Here is a 20,667-nt window from a genome sequence, read left to right as displayed (position 1 = left end):
AGACGCCGATGCTCGAAATCAAGAACATGCTGGTGCGCCGTGGAGAAGGCGCACAGGCTCATCACGTGCGACTGCCGCACCTGCGGATCGGCGCCGGAGAAATCCTCGCCGTCACAGGTGAGAGCGGCAGCGGCAAAAGCACGTTGCTCGAAGCCATCGGTCTGTTGCTCGCACCGGTAGAACTCGAGCGCTTCCGGCTGGGCCCGACGCACGCTCAGGATATCGCCCAACTGCTGGCCACTGACGATCAGCCTGCGCTTGCAGCGGTGCGTTCACGGCACTTGGGATTCATTTTGCAGAGCGGCGGCTTGCTGCCGTTCCTGAGCGTGAGAGACAACATCAGCCTGCCGCGCCGTTTGCTCGGGATGCAGGCGAAGAGCGATCACATCGACCACGCCGTTGACGTATTGCGCCTGCAAGGCTTGTTGGACAAACAACCCCAGGCCTTGTCGATTGGCGAGCGCCAACGCGTCGCCTGCGTTCGGGCAATTGCCCATGAACCGCTGCTGCTGTTGGCCGACGAGCCGACCGCCGCGCTCGACCCTCACAGTGCCCGGCGATTGTTTGAGTTACTCCTGAGCCTGGTGTCGAGCATGGGCCTGAGTGCGCTCGTTGTATCCCATGACTGGGCCCTGCTGAAGGATTTCGGGTTGCCGCGACTCGGTGCTATCAACCATCTGGGAGAGACTCTGTTTGAACCGATGGACTGATCGCTTGCGCCTGCTGGGCTCACTGGCACTGCAAGACCTCTGGCACGACCGCAAGGTCTCGCTGTGTATCGCCGCTTCCCTGGTGGCGGTGATCGCGCCGTTGTTGTTGCTGTTCGGGCTCAAACACGGGGTGGTCAGCCAGCTGCAGGACGAACTGCTGCGCGACCCGCGCAACCTTGAAGTGAAGATGCTCAGCAACGGTAACTACGACGCAGCCTGGATCGAGCGTTTGCGCCTGCGCCCCGAGACCGGCTTTGCCCTCGGCCAGACCCGCTCGCTCAATACCCAGGCGGACCTGCTGATCGGCATGCAACGCTTTGTCGAAGGCGCGGAAATCATCGCCACCGAGCCCGGCGACCCACAGCTGAATCTGGCGTCCCTCAACCCCGTCGGCAATCAGGTGATCCTCAGCGCCAGCGCAGCGCAACGCTTGCAGGCCAAGGCCGGCGACAGCGTGCAGCTACGGGCCTTGCGCCGCCTGGAAGGTGTCAATGAACGCGGCGAGATGACGCTGACGGTACTGGCCGTGCTCGACGGTGCCCGCTTCGGTCGCGCGGCCGGGTTCGTCGCCCCGCCGCTGTTACTGGATCTGGAGCGCTTTCGCGACGGTTATCAGGTCAGTGAGTTCGGCGTTACCACCGGCAAGCCTCAGGGGAATCTACAACCGCTGTATGCCCGCGCCCGCGTGTATGCGCGCGACATCGACCAGGTCGCGCCGCTGGAACACTGGCTCAACGAACAACACATCGAAACGTCGAGCCGACTGGCCGACATCGACAACGTCAAAGCCATCAATCATGTGCTGGGGTTGATCTTCGGTGTGATCGCCATGGCGGCACTGATCGGCTGCGTGGCGTCCATGGTTGGCGCGTTCCTGGCCAACATCGATCGTAAACGCAAAAGCCTGGCGGTCCTGCGTCTGCTGGGCTTCAAGCGCAGGTCCGTCGGCGGTTTCGTGGTCCTGCAAGCGCTGGTGCTGAGTTTGGCCGGCTACGTGGGCGGGCTGGGGTTTTATACCGTGGGCAGTCATTTGTTCGACTCCCTGCTCGGCAGCAGCCAGGCCACCGGTACCTTCGTTTGCCACATCACGGTCTGGCACGGCGTTGCCGCCCTGCTCCTGACCTTTCTGGTCGCTGCCCTGGTGGCCATGATCGGCGCGCTGAGAGCCATCAACATCCAACCTGCGGAGAGTCTGCGTGAGCTATAAACGTTTTGGCTTGCTGTTACCCCTGAGCCTCGGCTACTTGCTCGACGCCTCGGCGGCGGGCTGGGAAGAGAAGTATTACAACCCGATGCCCGATGCTGGCGACGTCGTGCTGCCGATGCCCTGCGAAGGTTCGATGGTGTTTCGCAAAGTGTTCATTCCGGTCGCAGGTCCCTTGGATGACTACCCGATCAACATCGGTCAGGACGGCGCGGAATACGGCTATGTCGAGCAGACCCGCCCGACCTTTATCGCCGGCAGTTTTACCGGGGCCAGGAACGACAAGTCCCGCTACTACCTGATGGCCAAGTACGAGATGAGTCAGTTGCAATACGCCGCGCTGACCGAAGCGACCTGCCCCACCGCTGCCACCAAAATGCGCTTGCCGCAAACGGCGGTGAGCTGGGTGCAAGCCATCGACGCCGCCGACAAGTACAACCTGTGGCTGCGCAAAAACGCCGCCGGCAAGCTGCCAAAGGAAGACGGCGCCCTGGGATTCCTGCGCCTGCCGACCGAGGTCGAGTGGGAGTTCGCCGCGCGCGGCGGGCTGGAAGTCGGTGCTGCTGAATTCCGCGACACGCACTACCCGATGCCAGAAGGCATCAACGCCTACGAGTGGTTCGCCGGGGCGCAATCGTCCAATGGCAAAGTGCAATTGACCGGTCTGCAAAAGCCCAACCCACTGGGCCTGCATGACATGCTCGGTAACGTCGACGAAATGATGTTCGAGCCGTTTCGCCTGAACAAACTCGACCGCCAGCACGGTCAGGCCGGCGGCTATGTCGTCCGCGGCGGCAACTACCTGACCGCCCAGGCCGACCTGCGTACGGCATTGCGTAAGGAAGAGCCGTATTACAACGCCGAAGGCCAGGTGAAAAACAAGACCACCGGCCTGCGACTGGTGCTGGTCTCCCCGACCCTAACCTCTCGCGAACGGGTCGCCAGCATCGAAAGCAGCTGGAAGAAACTCGGCACCGGCAGCAAGGAAACCGAATCCGCCGACAAAGGCACCGTACAATCGCTGAACAGCCTCGCCTCGGGTGTCGAAGACAAAGCGCTCAAGGAAAAGCTCCAGGCCCTGGAGAACCAGCTGCGCGCCAGCAACCAGCAGCAGGAAGAAACCCGCGACCAGGCGATCCGCGCCAGCCTCAACCTGGGTGCGTTCCTGTGCACCAAGATGCTCGACGACGGCCAGTACGTCGACTTCCTGCAAAAGAACTACAAGCTCAACTGCGAAAGCGCAGACAAAGATGCCAGTTGCGACATGCGTAAAGGCAAGCTCAACGAGCAAAAGGATCGCCTGCACAAACTCAGCCGTTACTACGCCAGCAGCCTGGTGGAGTCGGCTACTTTGTACGGCCAGCCACTGCTTGAAACACAAGTCCCGGTGATGGAAGAAATCATCACCCGCAACAAGCAACTGCAAGACCTGAAACCTTATTTGCGCACGCACTGGGCCAATCAGAAAGCGTTCCTGCAAAAGCAGAAAATCGACACTGAAGCCTGGCTGACCAGCTGCAAAACCGTCACTCAATAACAACGCGTCAACACCGTTACGTAGGAGTTTCACCATGTCGCGCAGCCTTTGGACTCGCTTCAAACTACAGATCGCTTTCGTAGTCGCCAGCAGCCTGCTAATGACCGGTTGCGCCAACACTGGCAGTTCCATGCTCGGCGATGGCGAAAGTGAAGGTCCCGACCCGCGCCTGACCCAGGGCAATGACGCAGAGTTCTTCAGCAAGTCCGGATACCAGGCCTGTGCCGTCGGCGCCGGTGTCGGCATCCTTGCTTGCGCGCTGTCCAACAGCAACAACAAAACCGTGTGCGTCATCGCCGCCGGTATTACCGCGTGTGGCGTGGCCATGGGCGCGAACTATTACCTGGATCAACGTCGCGCCGAATACGCCGACACCACCACCCGCCTGGCGAAGATGAACAGCGACGTCGAACAAGACACGCAGAAAGTGATCGCCCGGACTGAGACCGCTCAGCAAGTGATCAATGATGACCGTGCGCAAATTGCCCAGATCAAAAAGGACATCGCCAACAAGAAAGTCGACAGGAGCAGGGCCCAGGCGCAAATCGCCGGGATCGATTCGGACATCGCGCGCCTGCGCAAAGACCTTGCCAACATGCGTACCAAAGTCACCGAGTACCGCAAGGTGGCAGACGCCGAGCGCTCACAAGGCTCCAGCGCCGAGATCCGGCAAGTGGAGATGAACATCCAGAGAATGAACCAGAAAGTCGTCAGCCTGCAGAAGGAAGTCGACGCCCTGTACAGCCAACGCTCCGCAATCACCCTGGGTTAAGCACATGACGTTACGACAACTGATGATCATCACTGCCGTCCTGGCCCTGAGCGGTTGCGCGACCCAGCCCGGCGAATGCGATGCAACCAATCGCGACAGCAGCATGCTGACCAAGATGAACTGCGACTATTCCGGTGGTTACAGCGATCAGGTCAAGCAGAAGGAACTGGCCCTGAGCGAATCCCGAAAGCAAAACGCAATGTTCCGTCAGGTGTACGAGAACATTCAGGCCCAGCAGCTCAGCACCAAGACCGATCTGGCCAGCCAGCAGAAATCCCAGGCGGCGCTGAATCAGTCGCTGGCGCAACTGCTGACCTCGCTCAAGGCTCGGCGTGGCAATGAGGCCCAGGTGCAGAAGCAGATTGCCGACCTCGAGAAGCAGCTCAAGGCTACGCAAGTAGCGCCAACGGCCAAACCAACGCCAGCGGCACTGGCGGCCAAGCAGCAAGAGCTGAAAACGTTGCAGAAGAAGGTCAATCAGCTGCAATTCAGCCTCGGCTACGAAGAGTAACTTTTCACCCCGCAGGGCATCCCGACGGATGCCTGCTTTTTTCAGGAATCATCGTCATGCAGCGGGTCATCAGGGATGCGCAAGCCACATCGGAGGGGATGAGTGCACTGCAAGCCAAAGTCGCCCTCATCCAGAAACACTTTCCGCCGACCGTCGCCAGCCTGTTTGCCATCCCGCGGATGGGCAGCGGCGACGTGCTGGAATGGTGGACCGAACTGGGTGGCCAACCCACGCCTTATGCCGATCTCAACGAGGACGCGCAACGACGTTTGCTGGAAACCTATGAAGTGCGTCAGACGTCCCTCGGACAGCTGGCGGATGAACTGCAAAAACGCGGTCAAACGACGGAAGCGAATGACCTGCGCAGCCTGCTCGGTACGCCTGAGCTGGACAAACTCTACAGCCTCAACGGTGAGCCTTTGGTGGTGCGGTGGAACCAGCGTCCGCCCAAACCGATCGTGCCGCCAGTGGTGCCCGTCCTACCGCCGTCGCGTCGTGGCTGGTGGATCGCGGCAGCCTTGCTCGCGCTGCTGTTGCTGCTTCTGGCGCTCTGGCTCTGGTGGTTCCTGCACCGTGAGCCGGTTGTCGTGGTTCCGCCTGTAGCGCCTGTGGCACCGGTAGTGACGCCTGTTGAGAAACCGGTTGAACCTGTCCCCGAGCCTGTCGTGGAACCGGAACCGAAACCTGTTCCGGCACCAGAACCCACGCCAGAGCCGGTACCGGAACCCAAGCCGGTCCCGCCACCAAAGCCGGCACCGGCACCGGAACCCAAGCCGACCCCGCCACCCAAACCGGTTCCACCACCAAAACCGGTAGTGGCTGCCCCGCCACCCGCCCCGACGCTGGACAACTTCGCATGCCGCAAAACAGCGCCGAAGTCAGAGGTCCCGCAGTTCGTGGTGGTGCTCGACACCTCGGGTTCGATGGATTTGAACATCAAGTCAGTGAAATCCGACGAGGACTGGTTCTTCGGTCCTGACATCAACAAGCTCCTGGACCCGAACCGCACCATGCGGCTTACCGCCAAACCCAGCCGCATGGACGTCGCCAAGGACTCGCTGGCCGGCATGATCAACGGGCTGGACCCGAAGATCGACACACGCCTGATCACCTTCGCCGGCTGCGAAAGAACACCGGACCAGGGTTTGTTCAAGTTCGGCGACCGCCCGCGGCTGATCAACGGGATTCGAGGCCTGGTTCCCGACGACGGCACACCGCTGGCCGACAGCCTGGCCCACGCGGCGAGTACCGTCGACGGGCGCAATAACGATGCGGTGATCGTGATGTTCGTCGACGGTGAAGACGGTTGCGGGCAGGACGTTTGCGCGGTATCCCGTCGAATCGCCAGGGAACAACCGCGCCTGCGGGTCAACGTGGTGAAAATCGGTGCTGGCGGCCCGTCACGCTGTATCGCTGAAAACACCGGAGGTCGGGTTTACAACAGCACCAATGCGGCTGAGTTGAGTAACCTGTTGAAACAGGCGAGCAAGGAAGTATCCAGCAATGCCAAGTGCGATTAGCTTGGGGACTGTTCCGACTTGCCCGCGATGATTCATCTCAAGTGCTCGACCGCCGGTAACTCCATGGCCCGAACCTCACCCAAAAGAAAATCGCTGAGGCGGCGCAAACGCTCGCCTCCGGGGCGGGTTTTCGGCCAGACCAGGAAATAATTCTCACCGCTGGCGACGGCTGTCGGCCACGGCAAACTCAGACGTCCCTGCGCGACATCCTCCGCGACCATCAGCAAATCGCCCATGGACACGCCGTAGCCACGGGCGGCTGCAATCATGCCCAGTTCCAGCGTGTCGAACACCTGACCGCCCTTGAGCGAGACCTGATCGGTCAGGCCCATGCGCTCCAGCCAGTTGCGCCAGTCACGGCGGTCCGGTGTCGGGTGCAGCAGCTCGGTACTGGCCAGGCGCGCGACGTCCCATGGTTGATCCTTCAGAAGATTCGGCGCGCCCACCGGAATCAGCTCTTCGGGGAACAGGAAAGTCGCCTCCCAGTCCGGTGGAAAATGCCCATTGCTGAGGATGACGGCGCAGTCGAAGGGTTCGTGGTTGAAGTCCACTGAATCGACGTCCATCCAGGCACTGGTCAATTGCACTTCGTTGCCTGGCTGCAGATGACGGAAGCGGCTGAGGCGCGCCAGCAACCAACGCATGGTCAGGGTCGACGGGGCTTTCATGCGCAGGATGTCGTCTTCGGCGCGCAAGGTATTGCAGGCACGTTCAAGCGCGGTGAAGCCTTCGCGAATGCCCGGCAACAGCAACCGGGCCGACTCGGTCAGTTGCAGGTTGCGGCCACTGCGATGAAACAAGCGGCAGGCAAAATGCTCTTCGAGCGTACGAATATGCCGGCTGACCGCACTTTGGGTAATCGACAGCTCTTCGGCCGCGCGGGTAAACGAACTGTGCCGCGCCGCCGCTTCGAATGCGCGCAGGGCATACAAGGGAGGAAGACGACGGGACATTGGGAAAGCTCCTACTGCGGGGTTCGCCTACCCTAGCAGAAACTCTCCAGCATGAGTTTGAATCATGCCATCCATCCTTTTTATCCCTTTGTGCAAACCGTGCAGAGCGCCGAAAATCGGTGCTTTCCTGTTCCCTTTGATAATCGAGCGTGATGACCATGCAGCATCCAGCACGTACTGAACTCTGGGCCATCCTGCGGCTGGCGGGGCCGTTGATTGCCTCGCAGTTGGCGCACATGCTGATGGTCCTCACCGACACCCTGATGATGGCGCGCCTGAGTCCCGAGGCCCTGGCCGGTGGCGGGCTCGGTGCGGCGACCTATTCGTTCGTGTCGATTTTCTGCATCGGCGTGATTGCGGCGGTCGGCACCCTGGTGGCGATCCGTCAGGGTGCCGGCGATATTGTCGGGGCCACTCGACTGACCCAGGCCGGGTTGTGGCTGGCGTGGCTGATGGCGCTGGTCGCCGGTTTGCTGTTGTGGAACCTCAAACCGGTGCTGCTGCTGTTCGGCCAGACTGAAAGCAACGTCAACGCAGCCGGGCAGTTTTTGATCTTCCTGCCGTTCGCCCTGCCCGGCTACCTGAGCTTCATGGCCCTGCGCGGGTTCACCAGCGCCATTGGCCGTGCAACGCCAGTGATGGTCATCAGTGTTGGCGGTACGGTCGCCAACTTCCTGCTCAACTATGCGCTGATTACCGGCATGTTCGGCCTGCCGAAACTGGGGCTGACGGGCATCGGGCTGGTCACGGCGATTGTCGCCAACCTGATGGCACTTGCGCTGGCGTGGCACATTCGTCGGCATCCGGCTTATGAGGCCTATCCGCTGCGCCAGGGCCTTTCGCGGCTGAACCGCCAGTACCTGAAAGAACTGTGGCGCCTGGGCCTGCCGATTGGCGGCACCTACGCGGTGGAAGTCGGGCTGTTTGCCTTCGCCGCGCTGTGCATGGGCACCATGGGCAGCACACAGCTGGGGGCTCATCAGATTGCCCTGCAAATCGTTTCGGTGGCGTTCATGGTCCCGGCGGGGATTTCTTATGCGATCACCATGCGCATCGGCCAGCACTACGGCGCCGGGCAATTGCTGGATGCGCGGCTGGCCGGGCGGGTCGGCATTGCCTTCGGGGCTGCGGCGATGCTGTGTTTCGCCATGGTCTTCTGGCTATTGCCAAACCAGTTGGTCGGCCTGTTCCTCGACCACAACGACCCGGCGTTTCGCGATGTCATCAACCTTGCCGTGAGCCTGTTGGCGGTGGCGGCATGGTTCGAACTGTTCGACGGCACGCAAACCATTGCCATGGGCTGCATCCGCGGACTCAAGGATGCCAAGACCACTTTCCTGGTCGGCCTGGGTTGCTATTGGCTGATTGGCGCACCGGCGGCGTGGTGGATGGCGTTCCACCTGGACTGGGGGCCAACGGGCGTCTGGTGGGGCCTGGCGCTGGGGCTGGCGTGTGCGGCGGTGAGCCTGACGCTGGGATTTGAGTGGAAGATGAAGCGGATGATCAAGCGCGACACGACGTCAGTGCAGCGTTTCGAGGTTGCTCAGCCTGACTGAGCCCCCTGTAGGAGCGAGCTCGCTCGCGATGGTCGTCAACGATAACACTGGTTGGCAGGTGCCCCGCGGCGTTCTCAGGTTTATCGCGAGCAAGCTCGCTCCTACAAGGCTCTGTGGCAACCTCAGCCCACGATTTCCAGCATCGGCTGCTGATTGCTGCCAAACGTCAGATACTCCACCAGTTCGGCCAGCGGCAATGGCCTGCTGATCAAATACCCCTGCACCTGATCGCATTCAAACCCACGCAGCAGCTCCAGTTGCTCCGGCGTTTCCACGCCTTCTGCGACCACCTCGAGGTTGAGGTTGTGCGCCAGGTTGATCATCGCATGCACCAGTTTGCGGTTTTCCTCACGCTGCTCCATGCCGCCGACAAAGCTCTTGTCGATCTTCAGCAAGGTGATCGGCAGGCTGTTGAGGTGCACGAACGACGAGAACCCGGTGCCGAAGTCGTCGAGGGAGAAGCGCACACCGAGGCGCCCGAGGGCGTCCATGGTCTGCTTCACCAGATCGCTGCGACGCATCACGGCGGTTTCGGTCAGTTCGAACTCCAGCCACTGCGCCTCGACACCGCGCTCGGCAATCAGGCGACTGAGAGTCGAAAGCAACTGGCTGTCCTGGAACTGCCGGAATGACAGGTTGATCGCCATGTGCAACGGTGGCAATCCCAGCTCGAGCAGCGCCTGCATGTCGCGCAAGGCCCGGGAAATTACCCAGTAGCCCAGCGGCACGATCAGACCACTTTGCTCGGCCAGCGGCACGAATTCACTCGGTGGAAGCAAGCCGCGCTCGGCATGCCGCCAACGCACCAAAGCTTCGAGGCCGACGATCTGCCCGTCTTCGAGGTTCAGCCGTGGCTGGTAATGCAACTCCAGCTCATCGCGGCGCAGTGCCCGACGCAGCTCGGTTTCGAGGTCGGCGATGCTGCGGGCATTGCGGTTGATGCGTTCGTTGAAAATGTGAAAGGTGCAGCCCTGGGTGCTTTTGGCCTGCTGCATCGCGATGTGCGCATGCCACATCAGCGGATCCGCACCGGCCTGGGCCCGGGCGTAGGCAATGCCCAGGCTGGAACCGATCAACAGGCTTTCGCCATCGACCCAATAAGGCTCGGCCAGTATTTCGCTGATGCGCTCGGCCATCCACTCGGCACGCTGGGGAGCACGACGGGTGTCGATCAGCAGAGCGAATTCATCACTGCCCAGGCGCGCCAGTTGATCGCCGGCCTCAAGCTGACTCTTGAGCCGCGCCACCACTTGCAGGATCAGGCGATCACCGGCCTGATGGCCGAGGGCGTCGTTGGCATAACGAAAGTTGTCGAGGTCGAGATGACCGAGGGCCAGGCCGCGACCGTCGTTTTCCGCCAGGCGCGCCGTCAGCAGAGTCTGGAAGCCCTGGCGGTTAGCGATGCCGGTCAGCGGATCTTGCTCGGCCAGACGTTGAAGGGTGTTTTCCAGAACGCCACGTTCGCGCACATGGCGTAGGCAACGGCGCAACATGCCGGGATCGAGATGATCGCGCACCAGCCAGTCACTCACGCCGTCGGGCGGGATCAGCGGCTCATGGTCGAGCAACAACACCGTCGGCAGGCTGCAACGACCCGGCGCCGGCTGAAGTTGCGGGATGGTCAATAACACCGCGCTGCGGTTGTCATCGAACAGGCTGCTGACCGACTCCCAACTCGGCGCGCTGATGAGCACGGCCGAGCTCCCCATAGGAGCCAGACACTCGCGCAACAACGCTGCCCACGCTGGCTCTTCGGCCAGTAGCAGCAAACGCAAGGGTTCGACAGGCGTAGACAAGCTAGCTCCCTAGACTCTGCAAAGATGTAGGCGACGGGCATTATGCCGTTCCGATGACCAATGACAATGACATCGGTGAGCAAAACGAGACCTTTGTATCCGGAATTACGAACATTAGCCGCAAATTCGTTGCGCATCCTGCGTGAAAGTAACAAAACCGGCAATTACAGATAGCGTGGTACGTCACAAGTCGGACAGAGCAGCACAATTCGCTGAGCCTGTTAAAATGCCGGCCCATTTCGTGACTGACTCCTGAATTTACCTATGTCCCGACTCAATCCCCGGCAGCAAGAAGCCGTGAGCTACGTCGGCGGCCCTCTTTTGGTGCTCGCCGGTGCTGGCTCCGGCAAGACCAGCGTGATCACGCGCAAAATCGCGCACCTGATCCAGAACTGCGGCATCCGCGCCCAGTACATCGTCGCCATGACCTTTACCAACAAGGCCGCCCGCGAGATGAAGGAACGGGTTGGCACCCTGCTGCGCGCTGGCGAAGGTCGTGGCCTGACGGTCTGCACCTTCCACAACCTGGGCCTGAACATCATCCGCAAGGAACACGTGCGGCTGGGCTACAAACCGGGCTTCTCAATCTTCGACGAGACCGACGTCAAGGCCCTGATGACCGACATCATGCAGAAGGAATACTCGGGCGACGACGGCGTCGACGAGATCAAGAACATGATCGGCGCCTGGAAAAACGACCTGATCCTGCCGGCCCAGGCCCTGGAAAACGCGCGCAACCCCAAGGAACAGACCGCTGCCATCGTCTACACCCACTACCAGCGCACGCTCAAGGCGTTCAACGCGGTGGATTTCGACGACCTGATCCTGCTCCCGGTGAAGCTGTTCGAAGAACACGCCGACATCCTGGAAAAATGGCAGAACAAGGTGCGCTACCTGCTGGTCGATGAATACCAGGACACCAACGCCAGCCAGTACCTGCTGGTGAAAATGCTCATCGGCAAACGCAACCAGTTCACCGTGGTGGGCGACGACGACCAGTCGATCTACGCCTGGCGCGGCGCGCGCCCGGAAAACCTGATGCTGCTCAAGGACGACTACCCCTCCTTGAAAGTGGTGATGCTGGAGCAGAACTATCGCTCCACCAGCCGCATCCTGCGCTGCGCCAACGTGCTGATCTCGAACAACCCCCACGAATTCGAAAAACAGTTGTGGAGTGAAATGGGCCACGGCGACGAGATCCGCGTGATCCGGTGCCGCAACGAGGACGCCGAGGCCGAGCGCGTGGCCATGGAAATCCTCAGCCTGCACTTGCGCACCGACCGCCCGTACAGCGATTTCGCGATCCTGTATCGCGGCAACTACCAGGCCAAGCTGATCGAGCTGAAACTGCAGCACCACCAGGTGCCGTATCGCCTGTCCGGCGGCAACAGCTTTTTCGGTCGCCAGGAAGTAAAGGACCTGATGGCCTACTTCCGCCTGATCGTGAACCCGGACGACGACAACGCCTTCCTGCGGGTGATCAACGTGCCGCGCCGCGAGATCGGCTCGACCACGCTGGAGAAGCTGGGCAACTACGCCACCGAGCGCAAGATCTCGATGTACGCCGCCACCGACGAAATCGGCCTGGGCGAGCATCTCGACAGCCGCTTCACCGATCGCCTGTCGCGTTTCAAGCGCTTCATGGACAGGGTGCGCGAGCAGTGCGCCGGCGAAGACCCGATCTCGGCCCTGCGCAGCATGGTCATGGACATCGACTACGAGAACTGGCTGCGCACCAACAGCTCCAGCGACAAGGCCGCCGATTACCGCATGGGTAACGTCTGGTTCCTGATCGAGGCGCTGAAGAACACCCTGGAAAAAGACGAAGAAGGCGAGATGACCGTCGAGGACGCCATCGGCAAACTCGTCCTGCGCGACATGCTCGAGCGCCAGCAGGAAGAGGAAGACGGCGCCGAAGGCGTGCAGATGATGACCTTGCATGCGTCCAAGGGCCTGGAATTCCCCTACGTGTTCATCATGGGCATGGAAGAGGAAATCCTTCCGCACCGCTCCAGCATCGAAGCCGACACCATCGAAGAAGAACGTCGCCTGGCCTACGTGGGCATTACCCGTGCGCGCCAGACCCTGGCCTTCACCTTCGCCGCCAAGCGCAAGCAGTACGGCGAGATCATCGATTGCGCGCCGAGCCGCTTCCTCGATGAGTTGCCGCCGGACGACCTGGCCTGGGAAGGTAACGACGACACACCGACCGAAGTCAAAGCCGTGCGAGGCAACAACGCATTGGCGGATATACGCGCGATGTTAAAGCGCTAGAATTGACCACTTTTTTAAAACCTTAGGGCGCACAAGGCGCCAACAGAGGACAGCTTCATGGAAGCCCTGCACAAGAAAATTCGCGAAGAAGGCATCGTGCTTTCCGACCAGGTCCTGAAAGTCGACGCCTTTCTGAACCACCAGATCGACCCGGCCCTGATGAAGTTGATCGGCGACGAATTCGCCACGCTGTTCAAGGATTCGGGCATCACCAAGATCGTCACCATCGAAGCCTCGGGCATCGCCCCGGCGATCATGACCGGTCTGAACCTTGGCGTGCCGGTGATCTTCGCCCGCAAGCACCAGTCCCTGACCCTGACCGAAAACCTGCTGTCGGCGACCGTGTACTCGTTCACCAAGCAGACCGAAAGCACCGTGGCCATCTCTCCGCGCCATCTGACCAGCAGCGACCGCGTGCTGATCATCGATGACTTCCTGGCCAACGGTAAGGCGTCCCAGGCACTGATTTCGATCATCAAGCAGGCCGGCGCCACCGTGGCAGGCCTGGGGATCGTGATCGAGAAGTCGTTCCAGGGTGGCCGTGCAGAGCTGGATTCGCAGGGTTATCGCGTAGAGTCCCTGGCGCGTGTGAAGTCGCTGGCCGATGGTGTCGTGACCTTCATCGAATAACCCGACACCGCAAATCCCCTGTGGGAGCGGGCTTGCTCGCGAAAGCGGTGTGTCAGTCGACATCAACTTTGACTGACACACCGCTTTCGCCAGCAAGCCCGCTCCCACATTTGTTTTGTGTTGGCTGTTATTGCGCAGTGGCTTTCAGGCCCGTGAGCAACAGCCGCTGAAACAAATCCTCCTTGAGGCCTTCCGGATCGGTCAATTGCATCCGCTCCAGATGCTCTGGAAACAACGCAGGCTCCGGCGCATCCAATGCTGCCTTGCCCAACTCCAGCACCTCGCTCAGCTTGAACTTGCTCTTGAGCCAGTTCAGCGCCCGCAACACATCCCGCTCGACCTCGGTGAAATCACAACCCAGCGGATACTCTGGAAACAACTGCGGGTGCCGCGCCTGAATCTCCTGCAAACGCTGCGGGCTGTTATCGGTAAAGCGCGGATCGAGACGGAAGTCCTTGGGCAGTTTGCCGACTTTCTGTGCCTGCGCGATCAGCCCCGACTGGAAACGTGAGTCGCTGATATTCAACAGTGCTTCAATCACCGCCGCATCGGTCTTGCCCCGCAGATCGGCGATGCCGTACTCGGTGACCACGATGTCCCGCAGATGCCGCGGAATCGTGCAGTGACCATACTCCCAGACGATGTTCGAGCTGACGTCGCCTCCAGACTCACGCCAGCTGCGCAGCAGCAACACCGAACGCGCGCCTTGCAACGCATGCCCCTGCACCACGAAGTTGTATTGCCCGCCTACGCCGCTGAGCACACGTCCGTCTTCTAGCTGATCCGCCACCGCGGCACCGAGCAAGGTCACGGTGAACGCGGTGTTGATGAATCTCGCATCGAGACGTTGCAAGCGCTTGAGTTCTTCCTGGCCGTAGAGCTCGTTGATGTAGCTGATGCGGGTCATGTTGAATTCAAGTCGCTTGCTCTGCGGCAACTCACGCAAGCGTTCATAGAAGCTGCGCGGCCCGAGGAAGAATCCGCCGTGCACCGAGATGCCATCGGTTTGCGCAGCCTCGTCGAGGGTGCCGGCATTCGCCTGCTGTTGGGTCGCCGCGTCCGGATAAACCTTACGCCGCACGATCCCGGCATCGGCCAGCACCAACAAGCCGTTGACGAACATTTCGCTGCAACCGTACAGGCCCTTGGCGAAGGGCTCGATGCCGCCTTCGCGCTCGACCAGTTGCGCCCAGTGGCTGAGGTTTACGTCTGCCAGCAAAGCCCTGTATCCGTCGTTGTCGGCTTGCCGCGCCAGCAGCGCCGCCGTCAGCGCATCACCCATGGAACCGATGCCGATCTGCAAGGTGCCGCCGTCACGCACCAGAGTGCTGGCGTGCAGGCCGATCAAATGGTCCTGAAAGCCCACCGGCATGTTTGGCGTGGAAAACAGCGTGGTGTTGTCCTTCTCATCGATCAGCAGGTCAAAGGTGTCGATGCCCAGTTCCGCATCGCCGGGCATGTAAGGCAGATCGTTGTGTACTTGGCCGACCATCAGGATGGTTTCTCCGGCGGCGCGGCGCTTGGCGATCATCGGCAATAGGTCGAGGGTGATGTCCGGGTTGCAGCTGAGGCTCAAGCGGTCGGGATTCTCGGCATGGCTGGCCACCAGTTGCGCCACCAGATTCAACCCGGCGGAGTTGATGTCCCGGGCCGCATGGCTGTAGTTGCTGCTGACGTAATCCTGTTGCGCCGTAGCACTGTTGAGCAGGCTGCCAGGCTGCATGAAGAACTGCTGGATGTGGATGTTGCCCGGTAAACCCTCGCGACGCAGGTCGGCGAGAAACTCCAGCTCCGGATAATCGCCGAACACACGTTCGACAAAGGGTTCTAGAAATCGCTTTTGCAAACCATCGCCCAAGGGTGGACGCCCCAGACACAACGCGGTGTAGATCGTCAGTCGTCGCTCGGGCAACTGTGCGATTCGTTGATACAGCGCGTTGACGAAGTGATTGGGTTTGCCCAACCCCAGAGGCAGGCCCATGTGGATATGCGTCGGCAACCGTGCCAAGACGTCATCGACTGCCTGTTCGATAGAGCACAGCTGAACCATCGGATCACCCCTCGCTTTCCATGACTTGAGCCTGGACCGAGCTTGCCGGGTCTTTGCTGCAATGAACAGTCCGTTAATGCCAATCGGCCGCCACAAAGACCTTGTAGGAGCGAGCTCGCTCGCGAAGAACCTGAGAGCACCGCGGGGTGCCAGGTTTCCAGCGTTATCGTTGACGACCATCGCGAGCGAGCTCGCTCCTACAAGGGTCAGCGCGGACTTGCAGGCACAAAAAAACCGTCCTGGGACGGTTTTTTGCGAATGATGCGGCGCCTTATTTCAGGCCGGACATCTTCTGGATGGCGCCTTTGAGCTCGGCGTCTGCACAATCGGCGCAGGTGCCTTTTGGCGGCATCGCGTTGATGCCGGAGATCGCCTTGGCGAGCAAGCCGTCAACACCACCTTCTTTCTTGGCACGCTCGCCCCAAGCGGCGGCATCACCGATTTTCGGCGCGCCCAACAGGCCTGAACCGTGGCAAGCGTTGCAATGTTTTGCAATCACTTCATCCGGGGTTTTCGCACCACCACCGCCGCCAGCGGAAGCGGCCACTTCCATGCCCTTGCACTCTTTACCCTGAACACAAACCTGGCCGACTGGCTCAAGGCGTTTGGCAATATCGTCGTTGGTCGCAGCCTGAGCGCTGACACTGACAGCCCATAGGGCCAATACGGTTGCTGGTGCAGCCAGCATTTTCATAATTAGGTTCACGCGTTCACCCTCAATGGTGGCTAGTCACGCCTACGGCCACGGTTCGCAGGCGGGCGCAAGTATAGCGGTAAGCCCGCCGCACTGAAACAACCCCAAAGTCGGAGGGGTCTTAGGCCGCGACGGAAAAACAGCCCGGGCACCTCTGCGATGCTGGCAGGACGCCTCTTTTCTTAGAAATTCGCTGGTGTGGCTGCGCTGATTAGTCGCGCAGGCGCATCGAACGGATTACGGAAACGGTGTGGCTTGGTACTTTCAAAGTAGTAGCTATCGCCGGCTTCGAGGACAAAAGTTTCGAGACCGACCACCAGTTCCAGTTTTCCTTCGACCAGGATGCCGGTTTCCTCGCCCTCATGGGTGAGCATCTCGTCACCGGTATCGGCGCCTGGCGGATAGATTTCATTGAGGAATGCGATGGCCCGGCTCGGGTGCGCCCGACCGACCAGCTTCATGGTCACGGCACCATCGGAAATATCGATCAGCTCGTTGGCCTTGTAGACGATCTGGGTCGGTTTTTCCTGCAGGATTTCTTCGGAAAAGAACTCGACCATGGACATGGGAATCCCGCCCAACACCTTGCGCAGCGAACTGATCGAAGGGCTCACGCTGTTCTTCTCGATCATCGAAATCGTGCTGTTGGTGACCCCCGCCCGTTTGGCGAGCTCACGCTGGGAAAGGCCTTTGAGCCTACGGATGGATTGCAGTCGTTCACCGACGTCCAAAGCTTGCGCCTCCAGGATTCAGATTGTTGGAATATTGAGCGTTATCATGGCGACAGCGTTCAGTATTTACAACACCTTGACCTGAATCCTGCTCAGCGAGGCGACTTCCGGTCTGGAGCCCTGCTCACTAAGCCCCGGAATAGAGCAGTGGCACTCGGCGCAGGTTGCAGAAGATCTGGTAAGGAATCGTGCCGGCAGCCATGGCCACATCACTGGCGAGGATGTTTTTGCCCCACAACTCGACGGTCGAACCGAGACCGGCCTGCGGCACATCGGTCAGGTCGATACAGAGCATGTCCATCGATACCCGGCCGATCAACTGGCTGCGCTGCCCGGCAACCAGCACTGGCGTGCCGGTCGGTGCCAGACGTGGGTAGCCGTCGGCGTAACCCATGGCCACCACGCCAATGCGCATCGGTTTGGGGGTGATGAATTTGGCGCCGTAACCGACGGGCTCGCCAGCCGGCAACTCGCGCACACTGATCACCTTCGATTCCAGGGTCATGACCGGTTGCAGCCGCGATGCCACTTCGTTGGCTTCTTCGAAGGGCGTGGCGCCATAGAGCATGATGCCTGGGCGCACCCAGTCACTCGGTATCTGCGGCCAACCGAGCACCGCCGGCGAGTTGCGCAGGCTGACCTCGGCGGACAAGCCCTTGCGTGCCGCTTCAAATACCGCCACCTGCTCCGCGCTGGCCTGTTCGTGCAGTTCGTCGGCACGCGCAAAGTGGCTCATCAGCACCACTTTCGCGACCTTGCCGCTGGCCAGCAGCCGTTGATAGGCCGCTTGATAATCCGCCGGGTGCAGGCCCACCCGGTGCATGCCCGAGTCGAGCTTCAGCCACACGGTGATCGGCTTGCTCAACGCGGCTTTTTCGATGGCTTCGAGCTGCCACAGCGAATGCACCACGCACCAGAAATCATGCTCGACGATCAGCGCCAGCTCGTCGGCTTCGAAAAAGCCTTCCAACAGCAGGACCGGCGCACGAATGCCCGCCGCCCGCAGCTCCAAGGCCTCTTCGATGCAGGCCACGGCAAACCCGTCCGCCTCGGCTTCCAGCGCCTGGGCGCAACGCACCGCGCCATGGCCATAGGCATCGGCCTTGATCACCGCGAGGGCACGAGCCCCCGTGAGTTCACGGGCGATCCGGTAGTTGTGACGCAGGGCTTGAAGGTCGATCAGGGCACGGGCAGGACGCATGGCGGCAGACTTCTGGTCGGGTTATCGGGAAGAAAAACCGGTGCTGGCTGACAGCGTTAACCACCAACAGCACCGGGAGAGGGATCTTTTCTGACAGGCTTATGGCAGAGCGGCGACAACCGACAACTCGACCAGGATTTCCGGTTCGCACAATTTCGCTTCAACGGTGGCTCGGGCGGGAGCGACGCCTTTTGGCAGCCACTTGTCCCACACCGCGTTCATGCCTTCGAAATGCGCGTCGATGTCCTTCAGGTAAATCGTCACCGACAGCAGATTGTGCTTGTCGGTGCCGGCCAGATCGAGCAACCGCTCGATGTTGGCGAGAGTTTCACGGGTCTGCTGTTCAATCCCGGCGTTCATTTCGTCGCCCACCTGTCCGGCCAGGTAAACCGTGCCGTTATGGGTGACGATCTGACTCATGCGCTCATTGGTGAGCTGGCGCTGGACTGACATGCTTAGCAGACTCCTGGGTTTTGTTGCCATAACGGGAAATATCGAGGCCTTCGGCGCTGATCTGCGGCTTTCTCTTGGCCATCAGGTCCGCCAGCAAGCGACCGGAGCCACAGGCCATGGTCCAGCCCAGCGTGCCGTGACCGGTGTTCAGGAACAGGTTCTTGAACGGTGTGGCGCCTACGATTGGCGTGCCATCTGGAGTGGTCGGGCGCAGGCCGGTCCAGAAGCTCGCTTCGGCCAGATTGCCGCCCTGAGGATAAAGGTCGTTGACGATCATCTCCAGGGTTTCGCGCCGGCGCGGGTTCAGCGACAGGTCAAAACCGGCGATCTCCGCCATGCCGCCAACGCGGATGCGGTTGTCGAAACGGGTGATCGCGACCTTGTAGGTCTCGTCGAGAATGGTCGAAGTCGGGGCCATTGCCGGGTTGGTGATCGGCACGGTCAGGGAGTAGCCCTTGAGCGGGTACACCGGCGCCTTGATCCCCAGTGGTTTGAGCAGTTGCGGCGAGTAGCTGCCAAGCGCCAGGACGTAGCGGTCGGCGGTTTCCAGCTTGCCGTCGATCCATACGCCGTTGATGCGGTCACCGGCGAAGTCGAGGCGCTGAATGTCCTGGTCGAAACGGAATTGCACACCGAGGTTCGCGGCCATCTCGGCGAGCTTGGTGGTGAACATCTGGCAGTCGCCGGTCTGGTCGTTCGGCAGGCGCAAGGCACCGGCGAGAATGTCAGTGACGCTGGCCAGCGCCGGCTCAACGCGGGCAATACCTTCGCGGTCGAGCAATTCGAACGGCACACCGGACTCTTTCAGCACGGCGATGTCTTTCGCGGCGCCGTCCAGTTGAGCCTGGGTGCGGAACAGTTGGGTGGTACCGAGGCTACGGCCTTCGTAGGCAATGCCGGTTTCGGCACGCAGTTCATCGAGGCAGTCACGGCTGTACTCGGACAGACGGACCATGCGCTCCTTGTTCACCGCGTAACGGCTGGCGGTGCAGTTGCGCAGCATCTGTGCCATCCACAGGTACTGGTCGATATCGGCCGTGGCCTTGATCGCCAGCGGCGCGTGGCGCTGCAACAGCCACTTGATGGCCTTGAGAGGCACGCCCGGCGCGGCCCACGGCGAGGCATAACCCGGCGAGACCTGCCCGGCATTGGCGAAACTGGTCTCCATGGCAGCGGCCGGCTGCCGGTCCACAACCACCACTTCAAACCCGGCACGGGCCAGATAATAAGCACTGGTGGTACCGATGACGCCGCTACCCAAGACCATGACGCGCATTTTCATATCCCTCATCGCGGCTAACCGCTGACGTTTGTTATTCAGAGCTTCAGATGTGCGCAGTGTAAAAAAGATTTGCCAGTGCATTTCACTATATAAGCGCCTATATTTGGCGACAATTCTCGGCAAAAACCCTTTTCACGGAGGCGCATCCCCTATGCGTACCAACACTCAGACCAAACGTGAGCTGGACAAGATCGACCGCAACATCCTGCGGATCCTGCAAGCGGACGGGCGGATTTCCTTTACCGAGCTTGGGGAAAAGGTCGGGCTCTCGACCACGCCCTGTACCGAGCGGGTCCGGCGTCTGGAGCGCGAAGGGATCATCATGGGCTACAACGCCAGGCTCAATCCGCAGCATCTGAAGGGTAGTCTGCTGGTGTTCGTCGAGATCAGCCTGGATTACAAATCCGGCGATACTTTCGAAGAGTTCCGGCGTGCGGTGCTGAAGTTGCCCCATGTGCTGGAGTGTCATCTGGTGTCAGGGGATTTCGACTACCTGGTGAAGGCGCGGATTTCCGAGATGGCCTCGTACCGCAAATTGCTGGGCGACATCCTGCTCAAGCTGCCCCACGTGCGCGAGTCCAAGAGTTACATCGTGATGGAAGAGGTGAAAGAGAGCCTGACTCTGCCGATTCCGGATTGAAGATTTTCCGGTGTCTGTTCCGACCCCATCGCGAGCAAGCTCGCTTGTATGTTTAGACTTGAAGGGGTGGGCGGGACTAACAGCTCGATTCCGACTCTAGCCAGTACGGACCGTGGGAGACTTCTCGTTCCGCCCTTTCTACCTAAAGCGCCG

The 20,667-nt window shown here is 60.7% G+C and carries 18 protein-coding genes; 10 read left to right on the top strand and 8 right to left on the bottom strand.

The features are described 5' to 3' along the window. The first annotated feature begins 8 nt into the window (after window positions 1-8). The 6 genes from KGA98_RS01640 to KGA98_RS01615 are packed head-to-tail and all read left to right on the top strand — an operon-like array spanning window position 9 to window position 6,254. On the top strand, window positions 9-710 hold the full coding sequence (locus KGA98_RS01640) for an ABC transporter ATP-binding protein (RefSeq protein ID WP_090452130.1): 702 nt from the start codon (window positions 9-11) through the stop codon (window positions 708-710). Next, complete coding sequence (locus KGA98_RS01635) at window positions 694-1,917, top strand: ABC transporter permease (RefSeq protein ID WP_090452132.1); 1,224 nt, start codon at window positions 694-696, stop codon at window positions 1,915-1,917. The genes KGA98_RS01640 and KGA98_RS01635 overlap by 17 nt, the downstream gene beginning before the upstream one ends. Further along, the gene (locus tag KGA98_RS01630) at window positions 1,907-3,451 is read left to right on the top strand and encodes an SUMF1/EgtB/PvdO family nonheme iron enzyme (RefSeq protein ID WP_223500537.1); all 1,545 of its coding nucleotides are present in this window, start codon (window positions 1,907-1,909) and stop codon (window positions 3,449-3,451) included. The genes KGA98_RS01635 and KGA98_RS01630 overlap by 11 nt, the downstream gene beginning before the upstream one ends. A gap of 34 nt (window positions 3,452-3,485) precedes the next feature. Then, window positions 3,486-4,223: a hypothetical protein gene (locus tag KGA98_RS01625; RefSeq protein ID WP_223500535.1), complete on the top strand. Its 738-nt coding sequence runs from the start codon at window positions 3,486-3,488 to the stop codon at window positions 4,221-4,223. Window positions 4,224-4,227: 4 nt separating this feature from the next. Next, window positions 4,228-4,734 (top strand): hypothetical protein, encoded by a 507-nt coding sequence (locus KGA98_RS01620; protein WP_223500533.1) that lies wholly within the window; start codon window positions 4,228-4,230, stop codon window positions 4,732-4,734. Window positions 4,735-4,790: 56 nt separating this feature from the next. Beyond that, the gene (locus tag KGA98_RS01615) at window positions 4,791-6,254 is read left to right on the top strand and encodes a vWA domain-containing protein (RefSeq protein ID WP_223500531.1); all 1,464 of its coding nucleotides are present in this window, start codon (window positions 4,791-4,793) and stop codon (window positions 6,252-6,254) included. 32 nt (window positions 6,255-6,286) lie between these two features. Here KGA98_RS01615 and KGA98_RS01610 read toward each other — a convergent pair whose 3' ends face one another. Continuing rightward, window positions 6,287-7,207 (bottom strand): LysR substrate-binding domain-containing protein, encoded by a 921-nt coding sequence (locus KGA98_RS01610; protein ID WP_154860895.1) that lies wholly within the window; start codon window positions 7,205-7,207, stop codon window positions 6,287-6,289. A gap of 158 nt (window positions 7,208-7,365) precedes the next feature. Here KGA98_RS01610 and KGA98_RS01605 point away from each other — a divergent pair, with 158 nt between their 5' ends. Continuing rightward, window positions 7,366-8,763, top strand: a complete 1,398-nt coding sequence (locus KGA98_RS01605) for a NorM family multidrug efflux MATE transporter (protein WP_057716538.1) — start codon at window positions 7,366-7,368, stop codon at window positions 8,761-8,763. Between the two features lie 122 nt (window positions 8,764-8,885). Here the strand turns inward: KGA98_RS01605 and KGA98_RS01600 are convergent, their stop codons facing one another. Next, window positions 8,886-10,559: a putative bifunctional diguanylate cyclase/phosphodiesterase gene (locus KGA98_RS01600; protein ID WP_223500523.1), complete on the bottom strand. Its 1,674-nt coding sequence runs from the start codon at window positions 10,557-10,559 to the stop codon at window positions 8,886-8,888. Window positions 10,560-10,823: 264 nt separating this feature from the next. Between KGA98_RS01600 and rep the strand changes: the two genes are divergently transcribed. Together rep and KGA98_RS01590 are read left to right on the top strand one after the other, a co-directional pair. Beyond that, complete coding sequence (gene rep / locus KGA98_RS01595; RefSeq protein WP_007989511.1) at window positions 10,824-12,833, top strand: DNA helicase Rep; 2,010 nt, start codon at window positions 10,824-10,826, stop codon at window positions 12,831-12,833. Between the two features lie 57 nt (window positions 12,834-12,890). After that, window positions 12,891-13,463, top strand: coding sequence for a xanthine phosphoribosyltransferase (locus KGA98_RS01590; protein WP_046038985.1), 573 nt, complete (start codon window positions 12,891-12,893; stop codon window positions 13,461-13,463). A 127-nt stretch (window positions 13,464-13,590) separates the two neighbouring features. Here KGA98_RS01590 and KGA98_RS01585 read toward each other — a convergent pair whose 3' ends face one another. The 6 genes from KGA98_RS01585 to dadA all read right to left on the bottom strand — a co-directional run bounded on the left by KGA98_RS01585 (window position 13,591) and on the right by dadA (window position 19,868). Continuing rightward, a complete protein-coding gene (locus tag KGA98_RS01585) occupies window positions 13,591-15,513 on the bottom strand; it encodes an acetyl-CoA hydrolase/transferase C-terminal domain-containing protein (protein ID WP_223500512.1) in 1,923 nt (640 codons plus the stop codon). A gap of 271 nt (window positions 15,514-15,784) precedes the next feature. Continuing rightward, window positions 15,785-16,207 (bottom strand): c-type cytochrome, encoded by a 423-nt coding sequence (locus KGA98_RS01580; protein WP_150815265.1) that lies wholly within the window; start codon window positions 16,205-16,207, stop codon window positions 15,785-15,787. A 182-nt stretch (window positions 16,208-16,389) separates the two neighbouring features. Further along, on the bottom strand, window positions 16,390-16,938 hold the full coding sequence (locus KGA98_RS01575) for a cupin domain-containing protein (protein ID WP_007975150.1): 549 nt from the start codon (window positions 16,936-16,938) through the stop codon (window positions 16,390-16,392). A gap of 127 nt (window positions 16,939-17,065) precedes the next feature. Further along, window positions 17,066-18,139: an alanine racemase gene (gene alr, locus KGA98_RS01570; protein ID WP_154860893.1), complete on the bottom strand. Its 1,074-nt coding sequence runs from the start codon at window positions 18,137-18,139 to the stop codon at window positions 17,066-17,068. A 99-nt stretch (window positions 18,140-18,238) separates the two neighbouring features. Beyond that, the gene (locus KGA98_RS01565; RefSeq protein ID WP_223500510.1) at window positions 18,239-18,592 is read right to left on the bottom strand and encodes a RidA family protein; all 354 of its coding nucleotides are present in this window, start codon (window positions 18,590-18,592) and stop codon (window positions 18,239-18,241) included. Beyond that, window positions 18,564-19,868 carry a D-amino acid dehydrogenase gene (gene dadA, locus KGA98_RS01560; RefSeq protein ID WP_218494623.1) on the bottom strand — a complete coding sequence of 435 codons (1,305 nt, stop codon included), beginning with the start codon at window positions 19,866-19,868 and terminating at the stop codon, window positions 18,564-18,566. Before dadA ends, KGA98_RS01565 begins: the two co-directional genes overlap by 29 nt. A gap of 157 nt (window positions 19,869-20,025) precedes the next feature. On the opposite strand from dadA, the gene KGA98_RS01555 reads away from it, so the two are divergent. Continuing rightward, window positions 20,026-20,514, top strand: a complete 489-nt coding sequence (locus KGA98_RS01555; RefSeq protein ID WP_007975155.1) for an Lrp/AsnC ligand binding domain-containing protein — start codon at window positions 20,026-20,028, stop codon at window positions 20,512-20,514. Window positions 20,515-20,667 lie beyond the last annotated feature (153 nt).

It is taken from the genome of Pseudomonas sp. BF-R-24 (genome assembly GCF_019947335.1).
Lineage (GTDB): Bacteria > Pseudomonadota > Gammaproteobacteria > Pseudomonadales > Pseudomonadaceae > Aquipseudomonas > Aquipseudomonas jessenii.
The sequence above is the reverse complement of the archived record's forward strand: the minus strand, read 5'-3'. Positions and strand labels throughout refer to the sequence as shown.